Origin of the sequence: Spiroplasma endosymbiont of Villa modesta (genome assembly GCF_964030925.1) — a bacterium.
Classification (GTDB): Bacteria; Bacillota_I; Bacilli_A; order Mycoplasmatales; family VBWQ01; genus Spiroplasma_E.
Window position 1 is genome coordinate 283178 of sequence record NZ_OZ034992.1, and the last position, 17173, is coordinate 300350.

Annotated in this window: 15 protein-coding genes; 10 read left to right on the forward strand and 5 right to left on the reverse strand. The window is 22.1% G+C overall.

Annotated features, from left to right (window positions below):
* The first annotated feature begins 7 nt into the window (after nucleotides 1-7).
* Genes AAHM89_RS01830 through AAHM89_RS01850 form a run of 5 tightly spaced genes read left to right on the forward strand, consistent with a single transcriptional unit; the run spans nucleotide 8 to nucleotide 7508 of the window.
* Nucleotides 8-1726 (forward strand): hypothetical protein, encoded by a 1719-nt coding sequence (locus tag AAHM89_RS01830; RefSeq protein ID WP_342266777.1) that lies wholly within the window; start codon nucleotides 8-10, stop codon nucleotides 1724-1726.
* A gap of 3 nt (nucleotides 1727-1729) precedes the next feature.
* Nucleotides 1730-4135, forward strand: coding sequence for a hypothetical protein (locus tag AAHM89_RS01835; protein ID WP_342266778.1), 2406 nt, complete (start codon nucleotides 1730-1732; stop codon nucleotides 4133-4135).
* Nucleotides 4136-4139: 4 nt separating this feature from the next.
* A complete protein-coding gene (locus tag AAHM89_RS01840; RefSeq protein ID WP_255495889.1) occupies nucleotides 4140-4262 on the forward strand; it encodes a hypothetical protein in 123 nt (40 codons plus the stop codon).
* A gap of 17 nt (nucleotides 4263-4279) precedes the next feature.
* Nucleotides 4280-5521, forward strand: a complete 1242-nt coding sequence (locus tag AAHM89_RS01845; RefSeq protein ID WP_342266488.1) for a hypothetical protein — start codon at nucleotides 4280-4282, stop codon at nucleotides 5519-5521.
* Nucleotides 5472-7508 carry a hypothetical protein gene (locus tag AAHM89_RS01850; protein WP_342266779.1) on the forward strand — a complete coding sequence of 679 codons (2037 nt, stop codon included), beginning with the start codon at nucleotides 5472-5474 and terminating at the stop codon, nucleotides 7506-7508. The genes AAHM89_RS01845 and AAHM89_RS01850 overlap by 50 nt, the downstream gene beginning before the upstream one ends.
* On the opposite strand, the gene AAHM89_RS01855 is transcribed toward AAHM89_RS01850, so the two are convergent.
* The 3 genes from AAHM89_RS01855 to AAHM89_RS01865 are packed head-to-tail and all read right to left on the reverse strand — an operon-like array spanning nucleotide 7509 to nucleotide 8763.
* Nucleotides 7509-7691 (reverse strand): hypothetical protein, encoded by a 183-nt coding sequence (locus AAHM89_RS01855; RefSeq protein ID WP_342266262.1) that lies wholly within the window; start codon nucleotides 7689-7691, stop codon nucleotides 7509-7511. It lies immediately after the preceding gene.
* Nucleotides 7692-7711: 20 nt separating this feature from the next.
* Nucleotides 7712-7846, reverse strand: a complete 135-nt coding sequence (locus AAHM89_RS01860) for a hypothetical protein (RefSeq protein ID WP_342266780.1) — start codon at nucleotides 7844-7846, stop codon at nucleotides 7712-7714.
* Nucleotides 7847-7863: 17 nt separating this feature from the next.
* Entirely contained in the window at nucleotides 7864-8763 is a 900-nt protein-coding gene (locus AAHM89_RS01865; RefSeq protein WP_342266781.1) for an NUDIX hydrolase, read from the reverse strand.
* A 297-nt stretch (nucleotides 8764-9060) separates the two neighbouring features.
* Between AAHM89_RS01865 and AAHM89_RS01870 the strand changes: the two genes are divergently transcribed.
* The 5 genes from AAHM89_RS01870 (at nucleotide 9061) to AAHM89_RS01890 (ending at nucleotide 15727) form a co-directional block, all read left to right on the forward strand.
* A complete protein-coding gene (locus tag AAHM89_RS01870; RefSeq protein ID WP_342266782.1) occupies nucleotides 9061-10179 on the forward strand; it encodes an Mbov_0401 family ICE element transposase-like protein in 1119 nt (372 codons plus the stop codon).
* Between the two features lie 180 nt (nucleotides 10180-10359).
* Complete coding sequence (locus AAHM89_RS01875; RefSeq protein WP_342266783.1) at nucleotides 10360-12354, forward strand: hypothetical protein; 1995 nt, start codon at nucleotides 10360-10362, stop codon at nucleotides 12352-12354.
* A 4-nt stretch (nucleotides 12355-12358) separates the two neighbouring features.
* Nucleotides 12359-12481 (forward strand): hypothetical protein, encoded by a 123-nt coding sequence (locus AAHM89_RS01880; protein ID WP_255495889.1) that lies wholly within the window; start codon nucleotides 12359-12361, stop codon nucleotides 12479-12481.
* A gap of 17 nt (nucleotides 12482-12498) precedes the next feature.
* Nucleotides 12499-13740 carry a hypothetical protein gene (locus tag AAHM89_RS01885; RefSeq protein ID WP_342266488.1) on the forward strand — a complete coding sequence of 414 codons (1242 nt, stop codon included), beginning with the start codon at nucleotides 12499-12501 and terminating at the stop codon, nucleotides 13738-13740.
* Nucleotides 13691-15727: a hypothetical protein gene (locus AAHM89_RS01890; protein WP_342266779.1), complete on the forward strand. Its 2037-nt coding sequence runs from the start codon at nucleotides 13691-13693 to the stop codon at nucleotides 15725-15727. The genes AAHM89_RS01885 and AAHM89_RS01890 overlap by 50 nt, the downstream gene beginning before the upstream one ends.
* Here AAHM89_RS01890 and AAHM89_RS01895 read toward each other — a convergent pair whose 3' ends face one another.
* Entirely contained in the window at nucleotides 15728-16066 is a 339-nt protein-coding gene (locus tag AAHM89_RS01895; protein WP_342266784.1) for a hypothetical protein, read from the reverse strand. It lies immediately after the preceding gene.
* Nucleotides 16067-16083: 17 nt separating this feature from the next.
* Nucleotides 16084-16983, reverse strand: coding sequence for an NUDIX hydrolase (locus AAHM89_RS01900; RefSeq protein WP_342266781.1), 900 nt, complete (start codon nucleotides 16981-16983; stop codon nucleotides 16084-16086).
* Nucleotides 16984-17173 lie beyond the last annotated feature (190 nt).

Below are 17173 nucleotides of genomic sequence, written 5' to 3' on the forward strand. Positions count from 1 at the left end.
AAATGCCATGCCAATTGGTACAACTAGTACAGCAATACTTTTAAACATAAATAAACCAAAACATACTAGAACAAGTAACCAACAAGAAAATAAAAGTTTTTGATGAGAAATTTTAGAAATGATTGGTGTACAAGTAATTGCAGTAGCACTTGCTCCTTTTACTGGTGGATTAAGTGAAAGTATAGCACTTGGATTAGGTGCAAGTGATTTAGTTGCTAGTATTAGTGCTGTTGGTGTAGAATTTTTAACTGATTTTACTATTAATCAAGTTTATGATTATTTAAAAGGAAATGTAACAAAATTAAATACTTTCTTAAATTTATTACCTGCATTTGCTGGACTTAATAAAATTAGTCGTGGTTATCGCACTACTAAATTTATTAAGTTAGCACAAAAAACTAAAACATTAGAACAAGTTGGTATTAAAGAAGCAAAAAACTTACAAGAAATTATTAGTCAAGTAAGTGGAAAAGAAATTTTAACAGATAAAATTATTGGTAATAAACGTTATTTAATGAATTATAGTTTTACTCCTAATCGTGAAACAGTATTACGAGATTTAGGTTATGTTGCTGAAAGACAATATAAGAATAATTTTCAAAAATTAGAAACAGAAAAATTAATGGAACACTTATTATTACAAAATACATTAATAAAATTAAGTCCACAATTAACTCCTAAATTTAAAATTAAAGATATCGAAAAAGCAAATAACTTTTTAAAAAAATTTAATACTGATTTAAAAAAAGTACTATCTATGAATCAGCATGATTGATTAAATTTAGTTCATACAATACATACAGAAAATAGATATGGAAAAACTTTAATTTTAGATTTACAAAAAATTCGTGCTAATGCTATTAAATTTGATTTTAAAAATAATGTTATTCATCAACTTGTTTTAAAAGCAAATCAAACTTTTAAATATTTTGATATTAGATTTTACTTAAAAAAAGGTTTTAATAAATTTTGAAAAGAAACACCATATTTTGAAAAAATAAGAGAAAGTATATATAAATTACAAGAAAAATTTGAAAAGTTAGAAAAACAAGCATTTGAAAAAATTAATAAATTAAAAGAAAAAGTAACTGATTTATTTACTAGTGCAGAAAAAAGAGCAATTAAACATGCACAATTAATTCCATTAAATTCACCAGTATTTATGGGTTGTAAAATTCAACCTTTATCATTAGATAAATGCGCAATTACCATTTATCATCGCAATCCTAAATATAAACCAATTACAGTTGTTGATAGTATTCTTAAAGCAAAAACTTTTGTTACTCAAATACATCCATTTCATTGATATCGTTGATATAGTGGTTGATACATTGGTTATGGTGTTAATCATAATAAATGATTAAAAGCAATAGCATTTGCTCCACCAGTGGTTCAACAAGTAATTAGAGATAGTTTTAAAGTATATAGAGAAATATTTAGAACTATTAGAACTTATCATAAAGTAGTAAATGTTATTAATAATCCTATTGAAAATATTAACAAATCATTTAAAAATGTTGGTTTAAAGTTTTCAGTTAATACTTTATTTGGTACTGGATTATTACATCATTTAGAAAAGTTTGCATATAGTCAAGTTATAGCAAAAGGTAAGAAAAAATTAAAAAAAGGTAAAAATAAAATACAAAAAGAAATTGAACATATAACACATAAAAAAACAAAAAAACATACTCATCATTATAAACAAGCATTTTTTAAGGAATGATAAATTATGATTAATAAACTTTGAACTGATGTCAGTCTTGAAAATTATAATAACTGATATCCATTAACTGGAAAAATTACAGAAACACCACAGCAATATATAAAAACATGAACAAATGTTAATGATTGATTTAAAACTTTTGCTATTCGCGCGCAAAATGATATTAATGCTTATCTTGATTTTATTTTATCTAAATTTCCTTTTGATAGTTTTAAAGATGAATTAATTAAAGAAACATTAAGAGATATGGTTTATGTTATGGTTGAACATTGAGTATTTAATCGTACACCAATTGAATTTAATGTTGATGCTACTATTCAATTTAATAATGGTACTCAATTTAGTGCAAATAGTACTCCTACGATTAATGTTTGAGATTTAGCACCTAGTAGAATGAAAATATGAGCAAGATTAACAGAATTAAAACAAATATTTTCAAGTTATAATGATGATGAAATAGATGTTGAAAAAATTGACTTAAAAGCATTTTATACTAGAAATCAAGTTGATGAATTAATTGAACAACAAAAAGAATTTACATTATCAAAACAAATTAAATTATATGATGATTTAGTTGATGATAATGAAAATGAAATATATAGAGGTCCTGTTAGTAAATTTATTAATAAAGGTTATGTTGCAACAGATTATGATAAAGAAACTGAAACAATGATTTTAGATTGACCTGATGAAATTGGAACATTACCACCCGAAGCATTACAAAATAATCCACAAATTGGTGATTATACACATGCACCAACTTGTGATTTTTCTGCTAAACAACAAAAACGAATTACTACAAATGAAAATGAAATTACCAAATTAAATAATGAATTAATTAAAGCAAATGAAAATATTAATGATGTTAAAAATAATTGATTTAATATTGAAACTAGTCCCTTATGAAAAAAAGTTGAAAATAATAATATAGAAACATTTAAATGATATTTTATTAAAATCATTTATCAATATTCAACAGAAAATAATTTTATGAAATTTTATAAAGTAATTAAATTTTATTTAAATAATGTTTTTAATGAATTTGAATTGTTAAATGTTGATTCCATGACGTATAGTGAACAAATCCAAAATAAAAAAATTTTAAATACCGGAACTATTTACTATAACAATAGAAATAAAAAATTTAGTGGTGGAGGTAATTCTTACCCTGAACGTGGAAAAATTAACTTAATTGGTGATATAGAAGAAATATATCAATATATAGGAAAAGGTGCACCAACTGAATTTATAGCAGAAGAAAGTACTGAACGTGATTATTATACAAAACTAGAAACTAATAATTTATTAGATAAAAAACAAGATAAATTAATTGCTGGTACTAATATAACTATTGATGAAAATAATAAAATTAGCGCTACTGGTGGTAAAGTAGATTTATCTGATTATTATAAAAAATCTGTTTTTATGAAAGGATATTTTACATATAAAGATGATAGAGACCAATTATGAATAAATGATAGTTCAAATAGTTCTCTTGCTATCTCATTATTGCTTAATAATACTTATGGAAGATTAGAAACTAATAATAAAACTATTGTTGGTGCTATTAATGAAAATAAAACTAATATTGATAAAAAACAAGATAAAGAAAATTGAAAAATAATAGGTAAAAGTATAAATAATCGTAAATATGGTGATTTTAATCTTGCTTTTAATACTCTTTATAGAGTAATTATTACATGGGAATCTCCACCATTTCATCAAGTAAATACAAGAATAACAGTAGAATTTAAAACAGGTAATTATTTAGGTGGAAATCATGGAATTAAAATATTTCTTACAAAAGGTTTAATTAATAATGAAGAATGTATTTTATATTTACAATTATTAGATATTAATAAATGACAATTAATTTTAGAAGGTGGAAATGAAAAATATGCAAATATTTTTTCATTAGAAGAATTACAAAATACAGTTAAAGTAGATATTATTCAACCTATAAAAATTACAAGTCATACTTTAAAAATAAATGAATTAAAAAATAATGAGATTAATATTGAATTACCAAATACTCCAACACCAAGTCCAAGTGGTTCAAATTGAAAGGAAGTAGGAATATTAACAAGTGATAAAAAACAAATTGGTTATGAACTAATTCCTAATAAATTATATAAGTTAACTTATAATAACACCGGCAATAAAGAACCTTATTATAGTTATGCACCAAAATTAGAAATTTTATTTAGACCGCAACCATTACCTTATCAATTACCTTTTTCACCCACAATATGTTATCTTTTTGGAACTATTAAATTTAATTATGGTATAACTGGGGTAATTACTTATCAACACGTTCCTAATGATACCAAATCAAGAAAAATTGTTGGTATTACTGCAAGTGATATATATAACACATCTGCTTTATATAAATTAGAAGAATTACAGGAATAATATTATGTTTTTTAAAATTATAAAAATTATTTTAGGTTTAATTGGAGTTTTATTATCTTCTGCAGTTGCTGGTTTAATTATATTTATTATAGTAAAAATTGTATTAAAAATTAATCAAATATTTTAAGAAAGGTGGTGAATATTATGTTAGGTAGATTTTTTAGAAAAGATAAAAGTAATATTAGTGATAATCAAAATGAAAAAGTAAAATTTTTAACTAATAAAAATAAAAGTACTCATGCTTCTATTTTAAATTATTTTGGTTTTAATGACTTTAACCATGAAACTTATTTCACTGATTTTGTAGCAGAAAATAATGCTAATTTATATAATGCTCCATTAGAAATTAATAATGAAACTATTAAAAAATATTTAATTCAAGAAGAATTTTATAGAAAAAATTGAAATTCAATTTTTAAGTTAAGTAAATTAGGAATTAGCGGTTATTTAATTTATATTGCTAATGATGATTTATATTTTCAAGTAGTTGATATACAACAAAGAGTTTATGATATTACTGGTAAATTAATTCAATGTACTATTTTTTATGATAATTATGAACAAAATGCACAAATGGTAAGATTATTTGAAATTTATACATTAAATAATGAACAAGTAACTATTAATCGTGCAATTTATAGTATTAGTGATAATAAAAAACAATTTCCATTAGATTTTAAATCATATATTAATAACGCTAATTTAGAACAAGAACAAACACTAAATATTAACTATATACCAATAGCAATTATGAGAAATAAAGCAAATGAACTAGCAGATTGTAATAAAGTAATGGATAAAATTAAAGCATTAGATGTTATTTATGAACAAATTGTTTTAGATACCATTTTAAATTCACCTAAATTTATATTTAGTCAAACTTATGGTAATGTTCAATCAACATTAGAAGAAGCAGTAAGAACATTAGTTACTAAAAATTACATATTTAAAAGTGGTGGAGATAATAATGAACAAAATGAAAATATCAATATGACAAATAGTAATTTTAAAGGTAAAAATTTAACTGATATATACGATTGAAATGTTAATGAAATATTTAAACGTTGTGGTATTCATATACCAAGTCAAAAGAAATCTGCACAACAATCAGTACCTGAAAGTACAGCTGTAAATATTTCAACTATTAATTATATTGAACAAAAGTTATGACAATTTAATATTGATATTCTTAAATTTATTCAAATCTTAGTAAGCATAGATAAAGATTTATTAAATAGTAAAACATTTAATATTAATGATGAACAAGAAATTAATAATTTAACTGTTAAATTAAAATTATTTAATCCCGAAAATAACCAATTAATAGGAGAGAACAATGGAAAACAACAACAAACCACAAACGAAGTTTCCACAGAAACAAACTAAACTTAATCAAGCAGAATTAGAAAATGATTATTTAATTGATAATATTCCTTATGATTTTACTAATATGATGAGTGCTACTAGTGATCCAGATATTAATAGAGCATACGATGAATTTAAAAAAAGAACTATATATATTTATGAAATTGAACGTTTATTTAAAAATAATGAAAATAATAGTTTAAGATTTTCAGCAAATACTATTAAAATAGGTTTTATTGATATTGATAAGATATTAAAAACTATTGCTGTTGAAACATCTGACTTTACTATGCAATTAAATCAAAGAGCAAGTACAAATATTAATGATAATACAATTGAATATAGTATGACTGATATTAAGAATTTAATTTTTCAAGAAATAAATTTATTAAATCAATTTAAGTTATATGCTGTATCTATTAATGAACCATTAACTGAAAATAATATTGATAATTTATATATTATTAATAATTATTCACAACCTTATCAAAATCCAAAAATAAGAAGTACTAAAAGTATTACTATAATTAAAATTAAAGATTTTAAAACAAGAGATGGTTATCCCATTATTATTAAATTACAAAAACCATTAGACAAAGATACAAAAGTAATTGGTTTAAAAATTAAAGCTCCTAGAAGCATGATTTTTGGCAATATAAAGGTACTTGGTGAAGTTGATAATATGGAAGTATACCCAAAGTTATTTGTTAAAGATAAGATAGCATTTCCACTATTATCAATGCCTATTGAAACTCAACCAAAAGTTAGAATATTACAACAATGATTTAGTGAACAAATATTACCTTGAAATTTAGCAAAACAATTTATAGGACAAGAAAAATCAGTTTTAGATTTAATTGCTATTGGTGGGGGTAAAGAAACAAGAAAAGAAATAATTAAAAACGCAAGAGTTACACATGCTTGATTAGGATATTTTTTAAGTTCCTATTCTTTTGGAGAATGACCATTAAAAGAAAAGAAAGAACTTAAAGATAAAGAAGTATGAAAAATTCAGAGTGGTCCAATTGGAAAAGAATATACAAGTATTGCTACAAATGATAAATTTTTAGATGTTGAATTAGAAATAAAAGATGCACCAACTAATGATAGTTTACAACAACTATTATTAAATATGTTAAGTTATACATATAACTATAATAGAAATTTTGAAGGAGCAACTTATGATGAACATACGGGTAAACCAACAAATAAAATAGCAGAATTACGTGATACATTTTCGGGACAAAAACCTGATGAAGTTATTACTAATTTATTTAAGCAATGAGAATTAGATTATCCAAATTATATTGATTTATTACAAGTTAAAATATTTAAACAATTATTTATTATGTTGTCAAAATATATTTATTCATCTTTATCAATAAATAAAGGATTAAATGATGATAATAAGATTTTATTACCTTACTATTTTGAATTAAAATCAAGTCCAATAAAACCTAATAAAAATGATATTTGGCAATTTAAAGATGTAAAGGTAATATTAAAATCTCCATATTTTGATTTTACTGATATTAATAACATTAAATTAAAAAATAATGATATTAGTCAAAATGAATTATTCAAGTTAGATGACAATCAATTTAATTGATTATCAATTACCAATGAATTAGAAAGTAATAATATTCCGTCATTAATTCCTGCTGATTGAACATTAGCTAACGGTGAATATGGAAAATATTTTACAAGAGTAATTATTGAAAAAAACAAAATTGAAAATGCTTTAAATTTATATGGTTCAAATAAATCTCAATTATTTTCAAAATTAGAATTTTATAAAGAAATTTCACAAATTGATAATGATATTGAATTCGAATTACAAATTGAAAATCCGATTAATAACTTAAATCGGATTGAAATTAGTGGTATTTTTGGTTCTGGTAATTATGATTTAATTTTAATAACCGATAAACAAGAAATAAATTTAACTAATATTAATTTATTTGATAAATATAATGAGAATATTTCTTATATAAATATAGAAATTTAATTATCAAAAATATCCATCAGGATAATAATCTTTAACTCATGGTATATCTATTCTTTCAACAGAATCTCCATCATTATAAAATTTGGTTTTTTTAGGAGTATCAGCAAAATAAATTTTAAATTCACTTTTAATATCAACTGATATATTATGAATATCAGACATTCATATTTTTTGAACTCCCATTATAGGTTCCTTATTTGATGCTAAAAAATATTTAAGTCCACTAAGATTATGGGTAAGCACCCCCCCATGATTAAACCTATTGTTCCGGTTGTAGCACCAGTTAGTGCTAATGCTAATGTTATTTTACTTAAATTTGTTTTTATTCATGTTTTCATAATAAATTACTCCTTTTTTATAAATGAGGTGCAGTTGAATTTATTTCATAAATTTCTGGAACTGAATAATATTCATCACCTAATTTATTTATTTCTTCAGATTCTTGAAAAATATTTTTATTTTTATGGTAAAATTTATGAGCTTGTAATTTCAAATCTTCATGTAAATTTGATGAATGTGAAATTAACATTTCATCACTTAATCTTTGCAGTTTATCAAATATACTATTGTCTAAATCTTCTTCAAGTTTCAAAAATTCTTGTCGATTTTCTATAGGTAAAAAATCCTTTATTAATTCTGGGTTTTCTTCGTCAATTTCATTAATATGAATTCCAGTTAAAAATTTATGAGATAATATGTCATTTTTAAAATTAAATAGTTGTTTTGCTTTTTCTTTTATTGTTTTTTTTCTAGAAGTTCATTTACCTAAAATTGCTAAACATAAAGAATCATTAGATTTGCAAATTTTTTCATAACTTATAAATTTTGCAATGATGTCTTTTTCTGCTTCTGTTCCATCACCATTACCTTTGTATGTTTTTGTTAAATCCAAATTCAACATTGTTAAATCTATAGAAAAAAAATAGAATATTTTTGTACTTGATTTATTTGCATAATGTTTACCTAAATAATAAATTTTTGATTTATCATTTTTAACATCAATTCCAGTTTCTTCTAACATTTCATTAATTACTGTTTGATAAGGGTCAAGATTTTCAAGACCTCCAGTGATAGTACCATATTCACTAATTTCTTTATCTTTAAATAATGGATTATTTTCTTTAACTAGTAAATAATAATATTCATTGTTTTTAATAACATAAGGTAAAATAGCAACTCCTTGGTTATTGCATCAAGGTTCTTCTACACCATGCATAAACTCAACTTTAATAATTTTTAAATATTCTGTATTCATTAAATTACTCCTTTTTTCCTTGATTTTACGTTTTAATTGTACTATTTTTGATTATTTTTACAAGTATGCTTTTAAATGCAAAATAACGCCTAAATTAAAGGAGTTTATTTTATGATACCTATACTATTAATTATATTGAAATTGTTTATTATATTTTAAATATGAAAGTGGTTTTTTAAATATTTTTTATTTTATTTAAAATTACACTTATATATTTATATAATAATTAAGTAAATTAATTTTTTAAATATATTTACAATAAATTTAGATTTTTTTAAAATAGTTAGGAGAAAAAATATGAGTTTTAATTATTTATGAACTTTAAAAGAAGCAACAAAAAGAATGTATCAATCATTTAGAGATGATATAAAAAATCAATGAGAAAAAACAGATTGAAGAATATTAAAAGAAAGAGATAGAAAATATATTCCAGTTAAAATTAAAGAAAGAACTAGAAATACTATCAATGGTCTTGTTACTTATAAATGTCGTGATTATAAATATTATGATGAACAATTAAAAAAATGAGTAAGAGTTTGTTTATTAGATGAAGAATTAGAATTACCTAAATATAAAAGAACTTGTCAGGATATCAAAAATAATGTTATTGAACATTTTGCTGATGGAAAAAGATATGTTGATATTTTACATACTATGAAGCAAACAAAATTTAGTACAACAAGTATTAGTAGATTATTTCAAGAATATCAAGTTAATAAATTAGATGTTCCTAAAATAAAATTAGAACCAAATCAATTTATTTATATTAGTATTGATGATGGACATCGAAAATTTTGAAAATTTAAACGCAATTCTGGTAAATATTCAATGCGTTTAGTATTATTTTGTACAGATAATGTTAATCATAAATTAGTTAATAAAAGAGCAGATGTAATAATAAGACCAACAAAAACGGCAATTGGTGTTAAAAAAACTGCTGAATTTATCAAAGAACAAGGAAATAGATTTTTTGAAAATTTTGACCAAGCAAAAATTATTATTTGTGGAGATAGTGCAGGATGAATTAAAGAAGTTGCTGATTATTTAGGTGCAAGTTTTGTTTTAGATAAATTCCATTTAGTTAAAAAATTATATGTTGGAATAATCGCTGGAAATAAAGGAAAATATTGAGATGAATATAAGATTTGTAGAAATTTTATTGAAAATGGTCAATATGATGAGTTAATAAAATATATGAATGAAATATTAAAAAACCATAAAAAATTAAAAAAACAATATTTTAAAAATAATAAACAAGGTATTAAAAATCAAGGTGCAAAGTGAAATATTGGTTGTTTTACAGAAGGTAATATTTGACATATTTTAAAAGAAATGCTTGGCAATAGAACTTATAACATAAATATTTATATTAAAATGGTTATTTTTAAATGTAATCAAATAAATTTAAAAACATAACTTAATTAATTTTTTTTATTAAAATTTTAAAAACTTATTAAATTAAAAGTTAATAAGAATTTTTGTTTTATATAAATATTAAATTTTATTAATGATTTTTTTAATATTTGTATTTTAATTGTAATTCATTTAATTTAGTAGTAAGATGTATTTACAATTGCATATAATTACAATTATTTCTTGTCTATAATTTTAAAGAAATGTTTAAAAAGTAATTATATCCTCCGTTTTTGTTACCGTCCCAATGAAATATATAGAGGTCCTGTTAGTAAATTTGTTAATAAAGGTTATGTAGCAACTGATTATGATAAAGAAACTGAAACAATGATTTTAGATTGACCTGATGAAATTGGAACATTACCACCCGAAGCATTACAAAATAATCCACAAATTGGTGATTATACACATGCACCAACTTGTGATTTTTCTGCTAAACAACAAAAACGAATTACTACAAATGAAAATGAAATTACCAAATTAAATAATGAATTAATTAAAGCAAATGAAAATATTAATGATGTTAAAAATAATTGATTTAATATTGAAACTAGTCCTTTATGAAAGAAAGTTAAAAATGAAAATATTAAAACAGATACATGATATATCATTGATTGAACATATTATTTTATCGATAGTAAACAACTTATTATAAGTAATAATAAATTAACTAAATCTAATATCAGAATTACTAATGATCAAATAGAACAAAAGCAAATAATAATTGAAAATATTGATGTTAATATTGATAAAGTAACATTATTATATGATGTTGATTTAATAAAGTTTATTGCTACTAATAGCACAAAAAAATATACACCAATAATTCATAATATATATCAATATCAAGGAACTGGTACACCAATTGAATTTATAGCAGAAGATAGTATTGATAATGATTATTATACAAAGCAAGAAACTAATGACTTATTAAATAAAAAACAAGATAAATTAATTGCTGGTGAAAATATTAAAATTGAAAATAATGTTATTAGTACTACTAGTAGTGGTGGTGAATCATTATGAGAAGTTAATAAAGATAATCCTAATTTTATTAATTCAAAAGATGATAAAGGTATTAGTGCTAATAATAAAAGAATTATTGATGTTGGAACACCTACTTTTGAAACTGATGCAACTAACAAAGAATATGTTGATAATAAAATACCAGATTTAACTAATTATTATAAAAAATCTGTTTTTATGAAAGGATATTTTACATATAAAGATGATAGAGACCAATTATGAATAAATGATAGTTCAAATAGTTCTCTTGCTATCTCATTATTGCTTAATAATACTTATGGAAGATTAGAAACTAATAATAAAAATATTGTTGGTGCTATTAATGAAATAAATAAAAAACAAGTTAAAGAAAATTGAAAAGTAATAGGTAAAAGTATAAATAATCGTAAATATGGTGATTTTAATCTTGCTTTTAATACTCTTTATAGAGTAATTATTACATGGGAATCTCCACCATTTCATCAAGTAAATACAAGAATAACAGTAGAATTTAAAACAGGTAATTATTTAGGTGGAATACATGGAAGTAAAATATTTCTTACAAAAGGTTTAATTAATAATGAAGAAGGTATTTTATATTTACAATTATTAGATATTAATAAATGACAATTAATTTTAGAAGGTGGAAATGAAAAATATGCAAATATTTTTTCATTAGAAGAATTACAAAATACAGTTAAAGTAGATATTATTCAACCTATAAAAATTACAAGTCATACTTTAAAAATAAATGAATTAAAAAATAATGAGATTAATATTGAATTACCAAATACTCCAACACCAAGTCCAAGTGGTTCAAATTGAAAGGAAGTAGGAATATTAACAAGTGATAAAAAACAAATTGGTTATGAACTAATTCCTAATAAATTATATAAGTTAACTTATAATAACACCGGCAATAAAGAACCTTATTATAGTTATGCACCAAAATTAGAAATTTTATTTAGACCGCAACCATTACCTTATCAATTACCTTTTTCACCCACAATATGTTATCTTTTTGGAACTATTAAATTTAATTATGGTATAACTGGGGTAATTACTTATCAACACGTTCCTAATGATACCAAATCAAGAAAAATTGTTGGTATTACTGCAAGTGATATATATAACACATCTGCTTTATATAAATTAGAAGAATTACAGGAATAATATTATGTTTTTTAAAATTATAAAAATTATTTTAGGTTTAATTGGAGTTTTATTATCTTCTGCAGTTGCTGGTTTAATTATATTTATTATAGTAAAAATTGTATTAAAAATTAATCAAATATTTTAAGAAAGGTGGTGAATATTATGTTAGGTAGATTTTTTAGAAAAGATAAAAGTAATATTAGTGATAATCAAAATGAAAAAGTAAAATTTTTAACTAATAAAAATAAAAGTACTCATGCTTCTATTTTAAATTATTTTGGTTTTAATGACTTTAACCATGAAACTTATTTCACTGATTTTGTAGCAGAAAATAATGCTAATTTATATAATGCTCCATTAGAAATTAATAATGAAACTATTAAAAAATATTTAATTCAAGAAGAATTTTATAGAAAAAATTGAAATTCAATTTTTAAGTTAAGTAAATTAGGAATTAGCGGTTATTTAATTTATATTGCTAATGATGATTTATATTTTCAAGTAGTTGATATACAACAAAGAGTTTATGATATTACTGGTAAATTAATTCAATGTACTATTTTTTATGATAATTATGAACAAAATGCACAAATGGTAAGATTATTTGAAATTTATACATTAAATAATGAACAAGTAACTATTAATCGTGCAATTTATAGTATTAGTGATAATAAAAAACAATTTCCATTAGATTTTAAATCATATATTAATAACGCTAATTTAGAACAAGAACAAACACTAAATATTAACTATATACCAATAGCAATTATGAGAAATAAAGCAAATGAACTAGCAGATTGTAATAAAGTAATGGATAAAATTAAAGCATTAGATGTTATTTATGAACAAATTGTTTTAGATACCATTTTAAATTCACCTAAATTTATATTTAGTCAAACTTATGGTAATGTTCAATCAACATTAGAAGAAGCAGTAAGAACATTAGTTACTAAAAATTACATATTTAAAAGTGGTGGAGATAATAATGAACAAAATGAAAATATCAATATGACAAATAGTAATTTTAAAGGTAAAAATTTAACTGATATATACGATTGAAATGTTAATGAAATATTTAAACGTTGTGGTATTCATATACCAAGTCAAAAGAAATCTGCACAACAATCAGTACCTGAAAGTACAGCTGTAAATATTTCAACTATTAATTATATTGAACAAAAGTTATGACAATTTAATATTGATATTCTTAAATTTATTCAAATCTTAGTAAGCATAGATAAAGATTTATTAAATAGTAAAACATTTAATATTAATGATGAACAAGAAATTAATAATTTAACTGTTAAATTAAAATTATTTAATCCCGAAAATAACCAATTAATAGGAGAGAACAATGGAAAACAACAACAAACCACAAACGAAGTTTCCACAGAAACAAACTAAACTTAATCAAGCAGAATTAGAAAATGATTATTTAATTGATAATATTCCTTATGATTTTACTAATATGATGAGTGCTACTAGTGATCCAGATATTAATAGAGCATACGATGAATTTAAAAAAAGAACTATATATATTTATGAAATTGAACGTTTATTTAAAAATAATGAAAATAATAGTTTAAGATTTTCAGCAAATACTATTAAAATAGGTTTTATTGATATTGATAAGATATTAAAAACTATTGCTGTTGAAACATCTGACTTTACTATGCAATTAAATCAAAGAGCAAGTACAAATATTAATGATAATACAATTGAATATAGTATGACTGATATTAAGAATTTAATTTTTCAAGAAATAAATTTATTAAATCAATTTAAGTTATATGCTGTATCTATTAATGAACCATTAACTGAAAATAATATTGATAATTTATATATTATTAATAATTATTCACAACCTTATCAAAATCCAAAAATAAGAAGTACTAAAAGTATTACTATAATTAAAATTAAAGATTTTAAAACAAGAGATGGTTATCCCATTATTATTAAATTACAAAAACCATTAGACAAAGATACAAAAGTAATTGGTTTAAAAATTAAAGCTCCTAGAAGCATGATTTTTGGCAATATAAAGGTACTTGGTGAAGTTGATAATATGGAAGTATACCCAAAGTTATTTGTTAAAGATAAGATAGCATTTCCACTATTATCAATGCCTATTGAAACTCAACCAAAAGTTAGAATATTACAACAATGATTTAGTGAACAAATATTACCTTGAAATTTAGCAAAACAATTTATAGGACAAGAAAAATCAGTTTTAGATTTAATTGCTATTGGTGGGGGTAAAGAAACAAGAAAAGAAATAATTAAAAACGCAAGAGTTACACATGCTTGATTAGGATATTTTTTAAGTTCCTATTCTTTTGGAGAATGACCATTAAAAGAAAAGAAAGAACTTAAAGATAAAGAAGTATGAAAAATTCAGAGTGGTCCAATTGGAAAAGAATATACAAGTATTGCTACAAATGATAAATTTTTAGATGTTGAATTAGAAATAAAAGATGCACCAACTAATGATAGTTTACAACAACTATTATTAAATATGTTAAGTTATACATATAACTATAATAGAAATTTTGAAGGAGCAACTTATGATGAACATACGGGTAAACCAACAAATAAAATAGCAGAATTACGTGATACATTTTCGGGACAAAAACCTGATGAAGTTATTACTAATTTATTTAAGCAATGAGAATTAGATTATCCAAATTATATTGATTTATTACAAGTTAAAATATTTAAACAATTATTTATTATGTTGTCAAAATATATTTATTCATCTTTATCAATAAATAAAGGATTAAATGATGATAATAAGATTTTATTACCTTACTATTTTGAATTAAAATCAAGTCCAATAAAACCTAATAAAAATGATATTTGGCAATTTAAAGATGTAAAGGTAATATTAAAATCTCCATATTTTGATTTTACTGATATTAATAACATTAAATTAAAAAATAATGATATTAGTCAAAATGAATTATTCAAGTTAGATGACAATCAATTTAATTGATTATCAATTACCAATGAATTAGAAAGTAATAATATTCCGTCATTAATTCCTGCTGATTGAACATTAGCTAACGGTGAATATGGAAAATATTTTACAAGAGTAATTATTGAAAAAAACAAAATTGAAAATGCTTTAAATTTATATGGTTCAAATAAATCTCAATTATTTTCAAAATTAGAATTTTATAAAGAAATTTCACAAATTGATAATGATATTGAATTCGAATTACAAATTGAAAATCCGATTAATAACTTAAATCGGATTGAAATTAGTGGTATTTTTGGTTCTGGTAATTATGATTTAATTTTAATAACCGATAAACAAGAAATAAATTTAACTAATATTAATTTATTTGATAAATATAATGAGAATATTTCTTATATAAATATAGAAATTTAATTATCAAAAATATCCATCAGGATAATAATCTTTAACTCATGGTATATCTATTCTTTCAACAGAATCTCCATCATTATAAAATTTGGTTTTTTTAGGAGTATCAGCAAAATAAATTTTAAATTCACTTTTAATATCAACTGATATATTATGAATATCAGACATTCATATTTTTTGAACTCCCATTATAGGTTCCTTATTTGATGCTAAAAAATATTTAAGTCCACTAAGATTATGGGTAAGCACCCCCCCCATGATTAAACCTATTGTTCCGGTTGTAGCACCAGTTAGTGCTAATGCTAATGTTATTTTACTTAAATTTGTTTTTATTCATGTTTTCATAATAAATTACTCCTTTTTTATAAATGAGGTGCAGTTGAATTTATTTCATAAATTTCTGGAACTGAATAATATTCATCACCTAATTTATTTATTTCTTCAGATTCTTGAAAAATATTTTTATTTTTATGGTAAAATTTATGAGCTTGTAATTTCAAATCTTCATGTAAATTTGATGAATGTGAAATTAACATTTCATCACTTAATCTTTGCAGTTTATCAAATATACTATTGTCTAAATCTTCTTCAAGTTTCAAAAATTCTTGTCGATTTTCTATAGGTAAAAAATCCTTTATTAATTCTGGGTTTTCTTCGTCAATTTCATTAATATGAATTCCAGTTAAAAATTTATGAGATAATATGTCATTTTTAAAATTAAATAGTTGTTTTGCTTTTTCTTTTATTGTTTTTTTTCTAGAAGTTCATTTACCTAAAATTGCTAAACATAAAGAATCATTAGATTTGCAAATTTTTTCATAACTTATAAATTTTGCAATGATGTCTTTTTCTGCTTCTGTTCCATCACCATTACCTTTGTATGTTTTTGTTAAATCCAAATTCAACATTGTTAAATCTATAGAAAAAAAATAGAATATTTTTGTACTTGATTTATTTGCATAATGTTTACCTAAATAATAAATTTTTGATTTATCATTTTTAACATCAATTCCAGTTTCTTCTAACATTTCATTAATTACTGTTTGATAAGGGTCAAGATTTTCAAGACCTCCAGTGATAGTACCATATTCACTAATTTCTTTATCTTTAAATAATGGATTATTTTCTTTAACTAGTAAATAATAATATTCATTGTTTTTAATAACATAAGGTAAAATAGCAACTCCTTGGTTATTGCATCAAGGTTCTTCTACACCATGCATAAACTCAACTTTAATAATTTTTAAATATTCTGTATTCATTAAATTACTCCTTTTTTCCTTGATTTTACGTTTTAATTGTACTATTTTTGATTATTTTTACAAGTATGCTTTTAAATGCAAAATAACGCCTAAATTAAAGGAGTTTATTTTATGATACCTATACTATTAATTATATTGAAATTGTTTATTATATTTTAAATATGAAAGTGGTTTTTTAAATATTTTTTAT